Raw genomic sequence first — 16,133 nt, forward strand, 5'->3', positions numbered from 1 at the left:
ATGATCTGCTGTTTTTTGCTTTTAGGCTAAGCGATATAGCTGATTTGGGCCAGTATAGAAGCTTTTGCCATCTAGATTCAGGTTAAATGTTTCGCCTGTCTCTAATTCAATTATTTGCCCAACATCAACCCAAATTAAACCAGCATTGGTATTTTGTTGACGTTTTAAAGGCACCAATTTCACATTAATTTCGTCGCCATTTACGGCTTTGGCAGTTTGCCAAGTATTTAAAATATTCAAAAGATTTACTCAACATGTGAGCTTTTTGTGACAGAACAAAGAGATTAATCAATCGGGTTTGGAATAATAATTCTGTAGTTACAAAGATATGATTCAAGTCAGAAGCTTGAATACAGATAAATCACAATCAGCTAAATAAAAAAGATAAGCAGGAACATTACCCGCTTCGAGTTAAGCAGAAGTATACAATATTGCGCTTTGATTAGCAAAAGTAGAACTTATACATACTCTATGTCACTACTTTTGCTAAAATTTTTGAATTAATTTTTTTAACCAACGAGTAAATTAACTACCTAGATATTCAATAATATAACGAGGGTTGTACCGCTTAGTAACCACCTTCTGATTTCGTCACTGGGGTATCAGTTTTGTACTTCGATAAAAGCTCACGTAACGAATTCATGAGCACACTGGTATCGACACCCACAGCAACAAATTCTGTGCCTAACTCAATATACTTCTGAGTCACTTCATGTTGTGTTGACAAAATACCCGCGGCTTTACCCGCCTTACGTATACGCTGAATCGCATCAATCACGGTTTTTTGTACTTCAGGATGGTTCGGATTCCCCTGATAACCCATAGTCGCCGACAAATCCACGGCACCAATAAATACTCCATCGATGCCTTCAATTTTCAGTATTTCTTCTAAGTTTTTAATCCCCTCAACCGACTCAATCTGAATCAGTAAACAGATATTTTCATGTGCAGTTGCATAGTAGTCTGGAATACTGTTCCAACGTGTTGCACGTGCTAATGCTGCACCTACTCCACGAATACCTTCAGGTGGATAACGTACGGCTTTAACCATAAGTTGAGCTTGTTCAACAGTTTCAACCATAGGAATCAGCAAGGTTTGCGCACCGATATCCAACAATTGTTTGATCAATTGCACACTACCAATTGGAGGTCGAACTACGGCTTGCGAAGGATATGCTGCAATACTTTGCAATTGCGACAATGTCGTCCGTAAGTCACTTGGTGCATGCTCGCCATCAATTAGCAACCAGTCATAACCTGCATTTGCAGCTATTTCAGTCCCATAAGCATCGGCTAAACCGACCCACAAACCAATCTGCTGTTCGGTTTTTAATTTTTTCTTGAAATGATTGGTGTAATCCATCGCTGCTGTCTCATGCTTAAACTATGATTAACTACAATTGATTAAACGCCTTTTGGCAAAAACTACCAATAGCATTTATCTATCTTATGATTTTATATAACTCTAATTCGCACTTCATACAGCTTAAATCTGTTAATTTTTAGCCATTGAGTCCAGCATATACGACTAAGATCTATCTTTGGAAAATTTTCTCCTTAGACCATTTGTCCATTTATCCGCTAAACTACAGCAAACTATATCTGGAGATATTCGATGGATCTGTTAAACGTATCAAAACAACGCTATACCACGAAAGCATATAATCCTGCTAAAAAAATTCCACAGGAACAATTTGAGCGTTTATTACAAATACTCCGTTTAACACCATCTTCCATCAATATTCAGCCTTGGCATTTTTTTATTGCAGATCATGATGCAGCCAAACAACGCATTGCCAAAGCCTTAGTAGGAAAATATGCCTACAATGCCCCAAAAGTTTTAGATTCATCACATACGATTTTATTCTGTACTAAAGCAGACATCACTGCAGAGCATTTAGATAATCTTTTAAATCAGGATGATCGTAGTGGTCGCTTTAAAGATGACAAAGCCAAACAAGGTCAAAAAGACAGCCGTACAGGTTATGTCGATTATTATCGTAATGAAAAAGGTGATATTCAACGTTGGGCTGAAAACCAAACATTTATTGCTTTAGGTCAAATGCTTTTGGCAGCAGGCATTGAAGGTGTGGATGCAACTCCAATTGGCGGATTTGACGAAGCGATCATCTCTGAAGAATTGGGCTTAGTTGAACAAAACTTGATTCCTTCTGTACTGATGACTTTAGGCTATCGTAGCGAAAATGATTTTAATGCGAAATTACCTAAATCACGTCTGAATGCTGAAGAAATTTTTACACATCTTTAAGCTTTCCATAAAACCGACGAAAGGGGCGATTTTGCCTCTTTTTTGTCATTTCGGGACTTATTATTTAAACAATTATCGAGTATATTCTGCTCAAAATATACTCAGGTCTCTCCCTATGCCTACAGCTATAAAATTACCTATGAAATTTCATTGCGAAGCTTGCAATACGGTTTATTTACAAAAATATGCGGGCGATATGCTCCATAGCTATCCAAACTGCCCTAACTGTAAACAACCGGGTCAATTACAAGGCACCATTGAAACACAAGATTTCCTAAAACACCCCGTTGCAGTGGGTAAATGTTATTTTGAAAATACCTTACAACGTTTTCAACAATTCACGCGTTAACTAAGCATCTAAAACTAAAAGCCCTCAATACAAGGGCTTTTTTAATAACGACATATTTAGCAACAATGTGAAAATAGAAAATTTATAAATTGGTCTGAACTTTGCTGAATAATTTGAATCAAAACAACAATTCAAGCAGAGGTGGGACATGTCATATTTACTACAAATGCCGATGAAGTTTGAATACGGTCATTGCCATCAAATGTATCTGCATACTTATCAATATACTGATCATCACTGCCCTGAGTGTCCAATCTGTCGAGATCAAGGACTGCTCATGGGCGTGGCTGAATGGGATGATTTACTACAACACCCGATCGTTTTTGCTAAAAATTATCTTAGACAGACATGGCATATGCTAAGCAAACCACACTCATGATCCCTGCAATCAAACCAAATACGGTTGCGACTCTCAATTTTTCTTTAAAGATGATGAGGCCCGCAACCACACCTAAAACCACGACCAGAATATTCATGCCAGCAAAGACGATTGCTGGTGTATCTTTAAGCAACATGTGGGCTTTCACATACAGTGCAATATTGGCAAAGTTTAAGAGACCTAAGCCCAATCCAGCGAGGATATTTTTGGTCTGCCCCAAACTGCCGTGCTGTACGATGTTATAAATACTCGAAAGTAAAAATGCACAAATAAACACCAGATTTAAAGTCACTGCAAACTGCATGCCCAAACCTGAGGCAAATTTTAATAACACATCAATCAGTGCATAGCCTGCCCAAACGCTTAATAAAAATAAAATCCCCTGCTTTCCATCAATGCTTCCCTTGCGCTGTGAAAATAAAATCAGTAATACCGCAAGTACACCAAGTGCAATACCAATGAGCTTAATGGCATTAAAATATTCACTGAAAATAAAATAGGCTGCGCTAAGAGAAAGCACAACAGATAAGCGCTGAGCCAATTCGGTTTTTAAAATACCCGCAGTTTGCAGTGAACGTGCTAAGCAATAAAAAATCGTCGGCAGTAATACACCCAAAGCCGCAATTAAAACCCATGGTGTTTTATTAATTGAAATATGCGCTAGATCCGGCTTAAACCACAGAAAACATAAAATACTCGCAGATACATAATTCCATGTGATCATTTGTGCAGGGTTAAAACCCCGATCACGACAGAGTTTTAGAATTACTGAAACGAGAACACTGCAAATCGCGGCAGCAAAGATCAATTCCATGACACGCTCTTATTCTTGAGTTGTATTTAAAGCAATTTTTCTAAGTTCAAATCAAAGAAAAGCCCACTTAATTGTGGGCTTTTCTTCAAAAATAATCTATCTCAAGACAAATTATTTATAGTGACTCACCATTTTCTCTAAAGAAATTGGACGAATCTTGTCAGCATTACCCGCTGTACCAAATGCTTCATAACGATCGATACAAATTTGTTTCATTGCATCAACAGTTGCAGAGAAGAATTTACGTGGGTCAAATTCAGCTGGTTTTTCAGCCATCATACGGCGCATAGCACCTGTAGATGCAAGACGTAAGTCAGTATCGATGTTAATTTTACGAACACCGTGTTTGATTGCGTCTACAAGTTGGTCTACTGGAACACCATAAGTTTCGCCGATGTTACCACCGAATTCATTAATTACAGCTAACCATTCTTGTGGCACAGAGCTTGAACCGTGCATTACAAGATGCGTATTTGGTAACGCAGCGTGAATTTCTTTAATACGGTCAATCGCTAAGATGTCACCTGTAGGTGGGCGAGTAAATTTGTACGCACCGTGTGAAGTACCCACTGCAATTGCAAGTGCGTCAACATTGGTATCAGCTACAAATGAACGCGCTTCTTCAACTGAAGTTAAAAGCTGAGAATGATCAAGTACGCCTTCAGCGCCTACACCATCTTCTTCACCAGCCATACCAGTTTCAAGGCTACCTAAACAACCGATTTCGCCTTCTACTGAAACGCCACACGCATGTGCCATTTGAACAGTACGACGAGTCACGTCTACGTTGTATTCGTATGAAGTTGGCGTTTTACCGTCTTCACCTAAAGAACCGTCCATCATCACTGATGAGAAGCCAAGTTGAATAGAACGTTGACATACATCAGGGCTAGTACCATGGTCTTGGTGCATAACCACAGGAATATGTGGCCATTCTTCGATTGCTGCCAAAATCAAATGACGCAAGAACGGAGCGCCTGCATACTTACGTGCACCCGCAGATGCTTGTACAATTACAGGTGAATTTGTTGCATCTGCTGCAAGCATAATTGCACGCATTTGTTCTAAGTTGTTTACGTTGAATGCTGGTACGCCGTAAGCATGTTCGCCGGCGTGATCCAAGAGCTGGCGCAATGAAATAAGAGCCATAATATCCTCCCAGGTAATGCCGCATATTCTACATGCTCAATCATTTCAATTCAGCAACAAATAACACTATTTAAAAAAAAATCCCTGCATTTGCAGGGACTTTTTAAATAAAGACAACAATCTTAGTGAGCTGCTGTTGCTGAAGCGGCTGTTTCAGCGTCAGCTGTTGCTTCGTCTGCAGGTGCATTTGCAATTTCAGCAGGAACATCTTGGTTCTTTTCATCCAATACTGGCTTATCAAGTTCATCAATGGCTTTTTGTTGTTCTGGCGTTGTTTGAGCATTGTCTACGGCAACAGCAGATGCTTCTGATTCCGTTGGTGCAGACTCTTTTTTAGCACAAGCTGTCAAAGTTAATGGTGCGATTAAAAGTACAGCAAGTGCAAGTTTTAAGTTCATCGTTGTTTCCTACTACTGCAAATTAGGTGTTGCGATGAATTTTATTGCAGAAATATTGCACTTTGATGACGGCAAAATGAATGGGCGATAAAAAAAGGCTGACCGAAGCCAACCTTTTTTAATACTGTATTATCTTATTGATAATACTAAATTAAGCACGGTCAAGAAGCGCTGCTACAGCAGGGAGTGTTTTACCTTCTACGAATTCAAGGAAAGCACCACCACCAGTCGAGATGTAACCAATTTTGTCTGCAACTTCATATTTATCAATTGCAGCAAGCGTGTCACCACCACCCGCGATCGAGAAGCCTTCAGATTCTGCAATCGCTAAAGACAATGCTTTGGTGCCTTCGCCGAATTGATCAACTTCAAACACACCTACTGGACCATTCCATAGAATAGTTTTTGAAGTTTTCAAGATTTCTGCAAATGCTTTTGCAGTTTCAGGGCCCACATCCAAAATCATGTCATTGTCTGATACATCTTCAACTTTTTTCACGACAGCTTTAGCAGCAGCTAATGAACCGAGGAAGTCTGCAAAATCAATTTCAGCAGCATCAGCAACAACAACATCTGTTGGAAGTGGTACTGATACTTTTGCAGCAATGGCTTTTGCTGTATCGATCAAGTCATTTTCACAAAGTGATTTACCAACATTGAAGCCCGCAGCAGCTAAGAATGTATTGGCAATACCACCACCCACGATCAATTGATCACAAATGTCAGATAGTGAAGTTAATACATCTAATTTAGTAGAAACTTTTGAGCCTGCAACAATCGCAACCATTGGTTTTGCAGGAGTTTTAAGTGCACGGCCTAGCGCATCAAGCTCAGCAGCAAGTAAAGGACCTGCGGCAGCCACTTTTGCACAACGTGCTACGCCTTCAGTCGATGCTTCTGCACGGTGAGCCGTACCAAATGCATCCATAACGTAAACATCACAAAGTGCTGCATATTTAGCTGATAATTCAGGATTGTTTTTCTTTTCACCCACGTTGAAACGGCAGTTTTCAAGTAAAACCACTTGACCTGGCGCAACGTCAACACCGTCCAAATAATCAGTGATCAGTTGAACATCTTGACCCAAAGCGTCTGTTAAATAAGCGGCTACAGGTGCTAGAGACTGTTCTGCTTTAGGCTCACCTTCAACAGGACGACCTAAGTGTGAATACACCATTACAGCAGCACCTTTTTCTACAGCTGCTTTAATTGTTGGCAACGCCGCACGTAAACGTGCATCGCTTGTAATCACGCCATTTTTAACTGGTACGTTAAGATCTTCACGGATCAGAACACGTTTACCCGCCAAATCAAGGTCAGTCATACGCTGAAAGTTCATGCATTACTCTCTTTTATTGATATCAAAACGCGACGATTTTAAATGATTATGCAGAAAAACGTTAGCTTCTTTTGCAGAAAAGCTATGTAGAGCCAAAGTTTTGTTATGATAGCGAAAAGCCTTATAAAGATTCAGCGCTTATGTCGATTCATCCAGACCCAAATATTAATCGTTTAAATGTTTTAGGCGAACCCTTGGCAAGCTGTTGTTTTGATCCGATTACCGGATATTTTAGAAATGGCTTTTGCCATACAGCAACAACAGACCTTGGTCAGCATACGATGTGTGCACAAATGACATCTGAATTTTTAAACTTTTCCCAAAAAGTTGGCAATGACCTAATCACACCCTTACCCGAAGTTGGTTTTCCAGGACTACAACCTGGTGACTTCTGGTGTATCTGTGTGACTCGCTGGGTGGAAGCGTATCAAGAAGGATTTGCCCCACCTATTAAAATACAAGCGTGTCACCAAGCGGCGCTGTCTTATGTGCCGCTTGATGTACTTATGGAATATGCAGTGTAATGAGTACTCCCAAAATCATTTTGGCTTCGAGCAGCCAAACCCGTAAAGACCTGATGGACCGTTTACGGATTGATTACCACTCAATCGTACCAGATATAGACGAAACACCTCGCGGTGAGAACCACGCCGATGAGTTAGCAAAACGACTGGCATTTGAAAAAGCTTATGCAATTGCAAACCAGCACCCAGACGCAATTGTGATTGGTTCTGACCAAGTCGCATGGCGCGAAGGCGCACCAGATATTTTTATTGGTAAACCGCTTTGCGATGAAAAAGCCGTTAAGCAGCTTCAAGCCAATTCAGACAAAATCGTTTATTTCAGTACAGCACTCAGTGTCCAACAAAAATCAACAGGTTTTGAACAAACCCTTGTCGAGCACTATAAAGTGAAGTTTCGCAAACTTAGCTTGCCTGAAATTGAACGTTATGTTCAGGTTGAACAGCCGCTACACTGCGCTGGCAGTTTTAAGTGTGAAAGTTTAGGGATTAGCTTATTTGAAGAAATGATCGGGCAAGACCAAACCACACTCATGGGTATGCCGATGATTAAACTCTGCAATATTTTGCGTGAGCTTAAGATTTTAGTCCCATAATTTTAAAATTATTATCTGTTACAGCATAATAAACACATCATTAGCTCTTTATGGGCTAATGATTAAAAAGTCACTTACTTATTTATTACAACCAAGAACTGAAAACATGAAAACATGAAAACGTTTAATTTAATTTCATCTAGCCTCATTAGCATTAGCCTTCTATTTTGTTCGACAAACGGTCATACCAATACAGTGAATCAAACTGTGACCAACTCTCAGCAATACAATAAAAACTTAGTCAATGAATGGGTTCAATATAAATTTATCTATGCTGAATTAGAACAACAAGGCGCTGCAATGCAGGAGCAAATCATTCAACAGCTAGGGACTAAAACCAAAACCGGTGGTAGTAGCACGCCAGAACAACAAATCAATAAACTGGTTGCTCTAGGCAAACAAAAATTTGAAAGCATTCAACCACAAACAGTTGAAGTAAAAAAACTTCTAAAACTACAAACCGAAAATGTTGAAATGATGGCAAAAGTCATGCCGAATCATTTCAAATTAATGTCGGACAAAGAAAATACTAAAATTGACACCAATGCACATTTTGAGCAATTCATGAAATTTTCAGCGACAACGGCTGCTGCCAATAGCTATGATTTGGAGGTTGAAAAATTAGTCATGCAATATCTCAAAGACAATCCTTTAAGATAGTCTCAAGTTAATCGAAATAATTTAATGAAATAGAGCCTTGCTAAAAACAGGAATCTCAAGGGACAATATATCCATTGAAATTGTATGTATTTAGCTATGGCTCATTCTCTTAACATCCTCGGCGGCATCAGCGCTGAACAATTCCTTGCCGAATATTGGCAAAAAAAACCATTATTGGTTCGTAATGCACTCCCTGAAATTACCCAAATACTTGAACCGAAAGACGTTCTTGAATTGGCTTTAGAAGATAACGTCACTGCACGTCTCATCAAACAAAAAGATCGTGATCCTAACCAATGGACAGTGAAATCTTCTCCACTACTTAAAGCCGATTTTCAAAAAATGCCGAAACTGTGGACTTTATTGGTTCAAGCTGTCGATCATTATTCTTTTGACCTAGCCGAGCTATGGAAGCAGTTTTCATTTATTCCGCAATGGCGTCGTGATGACATCATGGTGTCGTATGCACAAAAAGGTGGCTCTGTCGGACAACATTTTGATTTTTACGATGTATTCCTTGTTCAAGGCTATGGTCACCGTCGTTGGCAATTGGGTCAGATGTGTGATGCAGATACTTCATTTGTCGAAGGTCAACCGCTTCGCTTACTACCAGAAATGGATGTTCATTTTGATGAAGTGCTTGCTCCCGGCGACTTACTTTATGTGCCACCAGGCCTATCACACTATGGTGTAGCTGAAGATGAGTGTCTGACGTATTCATTTGGCTTCCGCATGCCAAATGTCACTGAAATGATGGATCGAGTGACAGACAAATTCACAGACAATCCCCTACTTAAAAATCCATTAACTGATATTTTACGTGATCAAATCAGTGCGATTGGCCAAGTGACTGAAAATGAACTTGAGTATTTAAAAGAAAAGTTATTTGAACAATTGCAAAATTCAACCGTACTTGAAGATGCAATCATGAGCTTAATGTCAGAACCTAAATATCCTGACAATATTCCTGAAGCCGAAGAAATCGGCACTGGTGATCTTGAAGAGGCCTTAGATCAAGGCTATCAACTCATGTTAGAACCGGCTTCACGCTTACTATATACAGAGCAAGACGGTGATATTTTGTTTTGGGCAAATGGCGAAGGAATCTGTATCTCAGACGAATTTGCAGTGCATTTAAAAACCATTGCCGATGGCCAAAGTCTAGCGCTAGACGAATCTTTATATGATGCTGATATCTTAGAAAATATTGCCATGCTATTAAATGAATCTGTGCTGATGCTCGTCCCAACGGAAGCTGAATAAACTCAATAAAAAGGGAGCGTCATGCTCCCTTTTTATACTGCTGAATAGCATTATTTTCGCTTTCTACGATTTAAAAAATCTTCGACTTGATCGGCTTTTTTCTCCACGATGACGCGATAAACCCATACAATCAATAACACCAATCCAATAAACCAAAGATAACGCATTACGCCGTATTGACTACCTTTGCCTTGCCAAATTTGTAATTCAATACTTTGAAACTCCACATTCCTTGACTCTAACAAACTCAGTTGACTGGTCATACTATTTGGATCATTGGCAGCATTGACTGAGAAAGGCGCACCGTCCATAACAAAGTTAAAATCTTGTCCTGCATCTAATGTTTCTAATCGTTCAATCTGATCAACACCTGCGTCCATTTGCATGAGATTGCTTGAGGTTTGTTGAATAGCGGCATTGTAGTTATCAATTTGAAATTTAACGGATACCTCACCACTGGTCATTGCCCTACCTTTGACCAACAAGACTGCACGATATGGGTTTTGATTGGATGTCGCCGTGTAATCCACTGCAAAATTTTTAGTGTTTAATGTATTTGTATCGCTTTGACTTTCTGTGAGTAATTGCTGAATTTCTTCGGTACTTAACACCGCATGCTGGAACAAAATCTGCCCATACTCACCTGGTTTAGGCGCATGATCCTGCGAACCACAAGCTGCTATAAAAGTGACACAGCAGAACAATGCAATGCGCTTTAGATGACTTAATATCGAATTGATCATCATTTTTATTATTTCAACATATTATTTTATGCAGCTGATTTTAAATTAATTTCTGTTTGAATAATGGTACAGCCTTGCTGAGAATGAATTTTGAAATTTCCGCCTATCCGTTCTACACGCATTTTCATACTTCGCATCCCAATACTCATGCCATGATTTGAAACACTCTCAACATCGAAACCGACACCATCATCTTCAATGGTTAATAGCAATGCGCCATTTTCGAACTGTGACAGCGTGACATTGACATGATTTGCTTGGCTATGTTTCACAATATTGGTCAGGCTTTCTTCAATCACTCGTATTAAAGTCAGACACTGAATTGCCGTTGGTTTGATCGCCCACTGCGAAGGAATACACCATTTGGCATTCATTTCCACTTCATCCATCAACTGACTAAAGCGATGTCGAACAGGTGCGATCCAGAGCAAAGGTGAATTTGGCACTTTACTGTCTAAAGATGATCCACTATCAATAATTTGCCTTAAATCATCGCGCAATAATTTCAACATCGACAAGAACTGTCTATTTGGAATATTACTTTCACACTGATCAACCAAGATCATCGAGCGCACAATGGATGCGCCCAGACCATCATGCAGATCATGTGATAATTTAATCCGTTCCTGCAGGCGTACATTACTCAGTTCAAGCTGATGTTTATCATTCAAGCTACTACATAGTTCATCACTGACTTTCTGAACTTCAAATGCCAAATCATCATTATATTTTTCAATCTTCTGTATATTTCGATTAAGTCTCGCCCCCAAGATCACCACTATAAATAAGGTGATAATCGGTGAAGTAAAGGGTGATAAAGGTGTAAAATTTTCTTTTGGAAAGAGCACCAAGACTGTGATATCACCTATGACTATCACAATTATCGCAGTCAAACAGATTGCTAATAAAATATAGTCTCTTCTTCGTTCTTTGAAACTAATTTTACACAGATAGAGGTAAGTGATAAAAAAGAATGCACAATATAAAAAGAAAATAAGGCTCGAAATATCTGCATTTTGTTCGAATGGCCAGATACACACCACACCAATCAGTGCAGCAGTCAACATAGTAAATGACAGTTCTATTCGTGGAAACTTACGCCCAAGAAAGCGCAAGATATAGATACTAAAGCACTGAAAGTACAGCATTACAAATATCAGATTAGCTTTGGCAGAAAAAACCGAATCTGGGTATGGAAAGGTTTCAGTAGTCAGAGCATTACTGAGAAATAAAATCCACAACACTGTTGAAAGCGCAAACCAGCCAAAACTGGTATCACGAGGACGCATCAACCAAATGATAAAGCAAATTAGACCCAAGACCCCAGAAAGAAAAATATTTAATTGTAATATGGTTCGACGAGTCCAAGTGGCTTCTTCGGCCTGCTCTATTGTTGCCATGACATTGTTAAATTTCACCGGACCCAAGCCAGCATTTAGACTCGAGTAGCCATACACATAGATCAAGGTTTCATTATGATCATGCTTGATTCCACTTATCGGTAAAATCCAATAGCGTGCAACATTCCAACTTTTAGAGACCGGTTCTTGAAGATTTTTATTGGTCCACAGCAAGTCGCCATTCAGAAAGACTGAACCCGTATTAATAATGTAATCAACATATAGTGCGATGGGTTCTGCCAAACGCGCATTATTTTTACAGTACCAAGACCAGTCTAATTTATACCAAGCACCACCTTGATAACCCTCCCAGTCTTTATCTTCTTTCCAACGGTCAGGTAATTGCGTGGTTTTCCATCCCGTTCTGGGTAATTCTTGATTGGATGGTGTCTTCACCCGTGAAATGCTATTCACAGTTACATTACATTGATCATTTACAGGGAAAACTTGCTCTGCATGACTCAAGCTCCCCCATACTAAACAGAGGATAAATAAGAAAAAATATCCTCCTTTACGCATTATAGAATACCCATAGATCTTGCTGTACTCACGGCTTTGGTACGTTTCGTTACGGCTAATTTGCGATAAATATGTTTAATATGGCTTTCTACCGTATAGCGTGAAACAAAAAGCTGTTCAGCAATCTCACGGTTACTCAAACCTTGAGCAACCAAACATAAAATTTCTTTTTCACGACTGGTCAAGAGGTTCAAGTCTGCTTCATCGGCGACTGTTTGTTCTGGACTTGGCGCTTCGGCTTCGGATATTTGTTTAAGGATTTCTCGTGCAATAAATGGGTCAATCGGCGCCCCACCACGTAAAATACTCCGAATAGATAAAAGTACTTCAGCATCATCACGTTCTTTTAATACATAGCCCGTTGCACCTGCTTTAATTGCGGCAAATAAGCTTTCTTGTGTACTCCATGCAGAGACAACCAAGATCATGGTATTACTTTCGAGGGAACGTATTTTTTCAATAATTTCGATACCACTACCATCAGGCAAACCTAAGTCAACTAAGGCTAAGGATATCGGTTGGGTCTCTACGGCTTGAATAGATTCTTTAACATTTTTGGTGAAGATAAGCTCTTCACGCTTATAACCCAGCTCTGTCAAAATTTGACGTAAACGTAATTGAATAATTTCCTCATCTTCAACGACGAGCACCGGTACGGGTAGTATGACTTCTTGTGGTGACATGATTTACTTCCCCCGAAAAAATGAAATGTCTTTTACATTAATGAGTTTAATCCTTTTAGGATATCCCTATAATTAAGTAAATTTCTTATTTTTAATAATTTATTCTAATTCAATTGATGCAGCTATGATGCATTTTTCTTCTAATTTTAAATCCATTTAACATTACAATATGTGTATAGCCATCAGTCTGACTATACACTGCACTTAGCTTAAACTTGAGTGAGATTAGCTCAAATATTGCTTCTTCAGATATTTTACAATTTTTTCAGATTCAAAAAGTTCTACACCAGTATTAGGATCTTTCAAATATGGCACTTGAATATTGTTCCCCATGATTTTTAACACTTGTTCACGCTTGCCACCTTTCAGGGGTACATATTTACCAGGTCTTAAGCGCATTACCGCTAATCCCTGATCTTGCCAACGTTCCTTAGCCACATTATGAAAGATATATGCCAATTCCATTTCAGACAATGCGCTACGTACGATGCGTGTATATGGACTCGCTTCAAAACCCCATAGTTCTAAGAGTTGACTTGGTGCATCACGATGGATAACTTTACGCTGCACCCACACCCCTTGAGCCCCATTAATTAAGGTTCCAACAAAGGCAACATACGGAATTTTAGGATAATTGGCATACTTCTTAGGAGTCTGACCTGTTTTGCCATAATGTTTAAATAAATGATGAATAATTTGCTGAGATTCGTACAAACGATCCCCAGTATTGTCATCCACCAAGAAAGGGAATTGCTGTTTTCCACCCAATTTTTGCACGTCTAAACGGTACTTTTTAGCCCCTTTGGGACATGGGTAGACCTCATAATCCAAATTGAGTGTGGTTAGTACTTCTCGTACACGACGACAATAGGGAGACCCTTCAAATTCGTACAGTTTAAGGGCTTTTTCAGGTTGTTTCGGATAAGGCGTCCCATTTGTACCTCGTCCGCCCTCTGCTACGCCTGAGAGCAACGCTTGCGCCACTTTTAATTGATGCAACAACATACTTTTTTCCTTTCTTTTTTTATTTCGTATTTTTATACAACAGCCGAGAGTCCTCAGCTGATGTTTGTATTTTCTTTTTCACATTTATATCGTCGTGTATGAGCAAGAATTACGCTTTCATTCCACGACTAAAAATTCAAGTACGCTTATAAAGCAACCAATTGCTCTTTTGAAACAACGATGCCGTTATTGTCAGCATAAATAAAATCACCAGACTGAATGTTTACACCACCAAAACTTAATGGAATATCTGTTTCACCCACGCCTTTGCGGTTACTTTTTTGTGGAATCGCAGCCAAAGCATGCACACCTAAATCAAGTTCTGCAATCGCATCAACATCACGCACGCAGCCGTAAATAATGACGCCATTCCAATGATTGTTAACTGCAGATTCAGCAATCATATCACCCATCAAGGCACAGCGCATCGACGCACCACCATCCACAACCAATACTTTACCCGTACCATCGGTTGCCAATAATTCTTTAACACGAGAGTTATCTTCAAAACATTTGACCGTCATCACCTGACCGCCAAAACTTTTCCGTGCACCATAACTTTGAAAGAACTTACCATCCAATGACGGGATCACCACTTGTAATTCTTTATCTGGATGATCATCAAGTAAATCACAGGTGACGAATGGAACTGTAGACACGGTATTTCCCTCATTTAATTGTTAGTATGCGTAAATTATCATAAATCTCGAACTTTTCGGTCTGAGTTTGTGCCGCCTCGACCATAGTATGAGCCACTTGCTGTGCTGTCACTGGCTTAAACTTGAAACGGTCAGGTACAAAATGCGAAAAGCGCATATAGAGCTTCTGTGTCGCATCCTCTAAATGTCGAGATTCATTACGCTCACCAAGTAACAGCGAAGGCTTTAATATCGAAAGTTGATTTAACTTTAAGGTTTTTAAATAATATTCCAATCCCCCTTTGACTCGGTTATAAAAAAATGCGGAATTGGCGTCAGCGCCCATAGCACTGACAATGATCAATTGTGTATCTGTATATTCTAATAATTCAGCAAAATGCGCATTGATGCTAAAATCAATTTGATAAAAATTATCTTTAGACCCTGCTTTTTTAATGGTCGAGCCTAAACAACTAAAGGCATGACTATAATCTCTCACATCATCCTGAGTCAGAGAAAGAAAGTCACTGATCACCATTTGTTGAACTTTTGCCAGTCCATTCAGTTCATGGTCACGCTGACGTACCACAGCAGTAATATTCTTACATCTTGCATTTTGACTGAGCTGACGAACCAATTCCCGCCCGACCAATCCTGTTGCTCCGATGACAATCGCATTCTCTATACTTTTAGTCATTTTTCATACAATCTCAATCACTTTAGACTAATCTAACGTTTTCTTTAAAATTTTTCTGCATCTAAAATGTTGTCAAAGCATGTCAAGACTTGACTTAAGCGCTTAGTTTAATCACAATATGGCACTTGTTTACGGGCTGGTGATAGTTCTTCTGATGTTGGTTTTCAGATGTAATTTCAGCCCGCCCAGACCAATCTATTTCAAGGAGTGCACGAGTGGCAAACTCTGCTCAAGCAAAAAAACGTGCTCGTCAAAACGTTAAAGCACGTCAACACAACGCAAGCTTACGTTCTATGGTTCGTACTTATCTTAAACGCACAGTAGCTGCTATTGCTGCTGGTGATTATGCTGTCGCTACAGAAGCTTACAAAAAAGCTGTTCCTGTTATCGATCGTATGGCTGATAAAGGCATCATCCATAAAAACAAAGCTGCTCGTCATAAGAGCCGTTTAAATGCACAAGTTAAAGCTTTAGCTAACTAATTTGTTGCGATAAAAAAAGCCCTTTTTAGGGCTTTTTTTGTACCTATAGGTTTTTAAAAGCAAAAAAATAAGGTCCTCGATGGACCTTATTTTCTATTTACAGATTAGGGTGTGTTGACATTTACAGCCGATAAATTGAGCTAAAGAGGCAACCATATAAATATACAAGCTAAAGCAACAGCGCTTTGATAGTTACGTTTTAGCTTATCGTATCTTGTGGCAATTCCTC

At 39.3% G+C, this 16,133-nt stretch carries 20 protein-coding genes and 1 pseudogene; 8 read left to right on the plus strand and 13 right to left on the minus strand.

Translation table 11 applies throughout. The annotated features are described in order from the left end of the window. Nucleotides 1-21 precede the first annotated feature (21 nt). On the minus strand, nucleotides 22-240 hold the full coding sequence (locus tag FTT85_RS14005) for a transposase (protein WP_180183800.1): 219 nt from the start codon (nucleotides 238-240) through the stop codon (nucleotides 22-24). Between the two features lie 328 nt (nucleotides 241-568). Continuing rightward, on the minus strand, nucleotides 569-1,363 hold the full coding sequence (gene hpaI / locus FTT85_RS14010; protein WP_180163594.1) for a 4-hydroxy-2-oxoheptanedioate aldolase: 795 nt from the start codon (nucleotides 1,361-1,363) through the stop codon (nucleotides 569-571). A gap of 252 nt (nucleotides 1,364-1,615) precedes the next feature. Here hpaI and nfsB point away from each other — a divergent pair, with 252 nt between their 5' ends. From nfsB to FTT85_RS14025, 3 genes are all read left to right on the plus strand, one after another. Then, nucleotides 1,616-2,269 carry an oxygen-insensitive NAD(P)H nitroreductase gene (gene nfsB, locus FTT85_RS14015; protein WP_180023792.1) on the plus strand — a complete coding sequence of 218 codons (654 nt, stop codon included), beginning with the start codon at nucleotides 1,616-1,618 and terminating at the stop codon, nucleotides 2,267-2,269. A 115-nt stretch (nucleotides 2,270-2,384) separates the two neighbouring features. Next, on the plus strand, nucleotides 2,385-2,618 hold the full coding sequence (locus FTT85_RS14020; protein WP_180078415.1) for a hypothetical protein: 234 nt from the start codon (nucleotides 2,385-2,387) through the stop codon (nucleotides 2,616-2,618). Nucleotides 2,619-2,766: 148 nt separating this feature from the next. Continuing rightward, on the plus strand, nucleotides 2,767-2,997 hold the full coding sequence (locus FTT85_RS14025; protein WP_257232169.1) for a hypothetical protein: 231 nt from the start codon (nucleotides 2,767-2,769) through the stop codon (nucleotides 2,995-2,997). Here the strand turns inward: FTT85_RS14025 and FTT85_RS14030 are convergent. The 4 genes from FTT85_RS14030 to FTT85_RS14045 form a co-directional block, all read right to left on the minus strand. Continuing rightward, complete coding sequence (locus FTT85_RS14030; RefSeq protein ID WP_180183801.1) at nucleotides 2,957-3,811, minus strand: DMT family transporter; 855 nt, start codon at nucleotides 3,809-3,811, stop codon at nucleotides 2,957-2,959. The two genes, FTT85_RS14025 and FTT85_RS14030, sit on opposite strands and share 41 nt — an antisense overlap. Before the next feature lie 111 nt (nucleotides 3,812-3,922). Further along, complete coding sequence (fba, locus tag FTT85_RS14035; protein ID WP_078193509.1) at nucleotides 3,923-4,960, minus strand: class II fructose-bisphosphate aldolase; 1,038 nt, start codon at nucleotides 4,958-4,960, stop codon at nucleotides 3,923-3,925. A gap of 122 nt (nucleotides 4,961-5,082) precedes the next feature. Next, entirely contained in the window at nucleotides 5,083-5,358 is a 276-nt protein-coding gene (locus FTT85_RS14040) for a hypothetical protein (protein WP_180034801.1), read from the minus strand. Between the two features lie 151 nt (nucleotides 5,359-5,509). Next, nucleotides 5,510-6,697 (minus strand): phosphoglycerate kinase, encoded by a 1,188-nt coding sequence (locus FTT85_RS14045; protein ID WP_180183802.1) that lies wholly within the window; start codon nucleotides 6,695-6,697, stop codon nucleotides 5,510-5,512. A 140-nt stretch (nucleotides 6,698-6,837) separates the two neighbouring features. Here FTT85_RS14045 and FTT85_RS14050 point away from each other — a divergent pair, with 140 nt between their 5' ends. The 4 genes from FTT85_RS14050 (at nucleotide 6,838) to FTT85_RS14065 (ending at nucleotide 9,737) form a co-directional block, all read left to right on the plus strand. Beyond that, nucleotides 6,838-7,221, plus strand: a complete 384-nt coding sequence (locus tag FTT85_RS14050) for a DUF2237 family protein (protein WP_078188698.1) — start codon at nucleotides 6,838-6,840, stop codon at nucleotides 7,219-7,221. Then, nucleotides 7,221-7,814, plus strand: a complete 594-nt coding sequence (locus tag FTT85_RS14055) for a nucleoside triphosphate pyrophosphatase (RefSeq protein WP_180183803.1) — start codon at nucleotides 7,221-7,223, stop codon at nucleotides 7,812-7,814. Before FTT85_RS14050 ends, FTT85_RS14055 begins: the two co-directional genes overlap by 1 nt. A 114-nt stretch (nucleotides 7,815-7,928) precedes the next feature. Continuing rightward, nucleotides 7,929-8,474: a hypothetical protein gene (locus FTT85_RS14060; protein WP_180165377.1), complete on the plus strand. Its 546-nt coding sequence runs from the start codon at nucleotides 7,929-7,931 to the stop codon at nucleotides 8,472-8,474. Between the two features lie 96 nt (nucleotides 8,475-8,570). Then, nucleotides 8,571-9,737: a cupin domain-containing protein gene (locus tag FTT85_RS14065; RefSeq protein WP_180183804.1), complete on the plus strand. Its 1,167-nt coding sequence runs from the start codon at nucleotides 8,571-8,573 to the stop codon at nucleotides 9,735-9,737. Nucleotides 9,738-9,787: 50 nt separating this feature from the next. On the opposite strand, the gene FTT85_RS14070 is transcribed toward FTT85_RS14065, so the two are convergent. The 6 genes from FTT85_RS14070 to FTT85_RS14095 form a co-directional block, all read right to left on the minus strand. Further along, a complete protein-coding gene (locus tag FTT85_RS14070; protein WP_218955484.1) occupies nucleotides 9,788-10,480 on the minus strand; it encodes a hypothetical protein in 693 nt (230 codons plus the stop codon). A gap of 26 nt (nucleotides 10,481-10,506) precedes the next feature. Further along, the gene (locus FTT85_RS14075) at nucleotides 10,507-12,345 is read right to left on the minus strand and encodes an ATP-binding protein (RefSeq protein ID WP_306669778.1); all 1,839 of its coding nucleotides are present in this window, start codon (nucleotides 12,343-12,345) and stop codon (nucleotides 10,507-10,509) included. 53 nt (nucleotides 12,346-12,398) lie between these two features. Continuing rightward, a complete protein-coding gene (locus tag FTT85_RS14080; RefSeq protein ID WP_078188703.1) occupies nucleotides 12,399-13,082 on the minus strand; it encodes a response regulator transcription factor in 684 nt (227 codons plus the stop codon). A gap of 225 nt (nucleotides 13,083-13,307) precedes the next feature. Beyond that, nucleotides 13,308-14,087 carry a glutathione S-transferase N-terminal domain-containing protein gene (locus FTT85_RS14085; protein ID WP_180059083.1) on the minus strand — a complete coding sequence of 260 codons (780 nt, stop codon included), beginning with the start codon at nucleotides 14,085-14,087 and terminating at the stop codon, nucleotides 13,308-13,310. 146 nt (nucleotides 14,088-14,233) lie between these two features. Continuing rightward, the gene (gene rraA / locus FTT85_RS14090; RefSeq protein ID WP_180059082.1) at nucleotides 14,234-14,746 is read right to left on the minus strand and encodes a ribonuclease E activity regulator RraA; all 513 of its coding nucleotides are present in this window, start codon (nucleotides 14,744-14,746) and stop codon (nucleotides 14,234-14,236) included. 10 nt (nucleotides 14,747-14,756) lie between these two features. Continuing rightward, nucleotides 14,757-15,422 (minus strand): NAD(P)H-binding protein, encoded by a 666-nt coding sequence (locus FTT85_RS14095; RefSeq protein WP_180183806.1) that lies wholly within the window; start codon nucleotides 15,420-15,422, stop codon nucleotides 14,757-14,759. 215 nt (nucleotides 15,423-15,637) lie between these two features. On the opposite strand from FTT85_RS14095, the gene rpsT reads away from it, so the two are divergent. After that, complete coding sequence (gene rpsT / locus FTT85_RS14100) at nucleotides 15,638-15,904, plus strand: 30S ribosomal protein S20 (RefSeq protein WP_078188707.1); 267 nt, start codon at nucleotides 15,638-15,640, stop codon at nucleotides 15,902-15,904. Between the two features lie 140 nt (nucleotides 15,905-16,044). Here the strand turns inward: rpsT and FTT85_RS14105 are convergent. Next, nucleotides 16,045-16,133 (minus strand): annotated as a pseudogene (locus FTT85_RS14105) (IS5/IS1182 family transposase); the annotation flags it as partial.

The sequence above is a fragment of the Acinetobacter sp. YH01020 genome (genome assembly GCF_013420275.1).
Classification (GTDB): Bacteria; Pseudomonadota; Gammaproteobacteria; order Pseudomonadales; family Moraxellaceae; genus Acinetobacter; species Acinetobacter amyesii.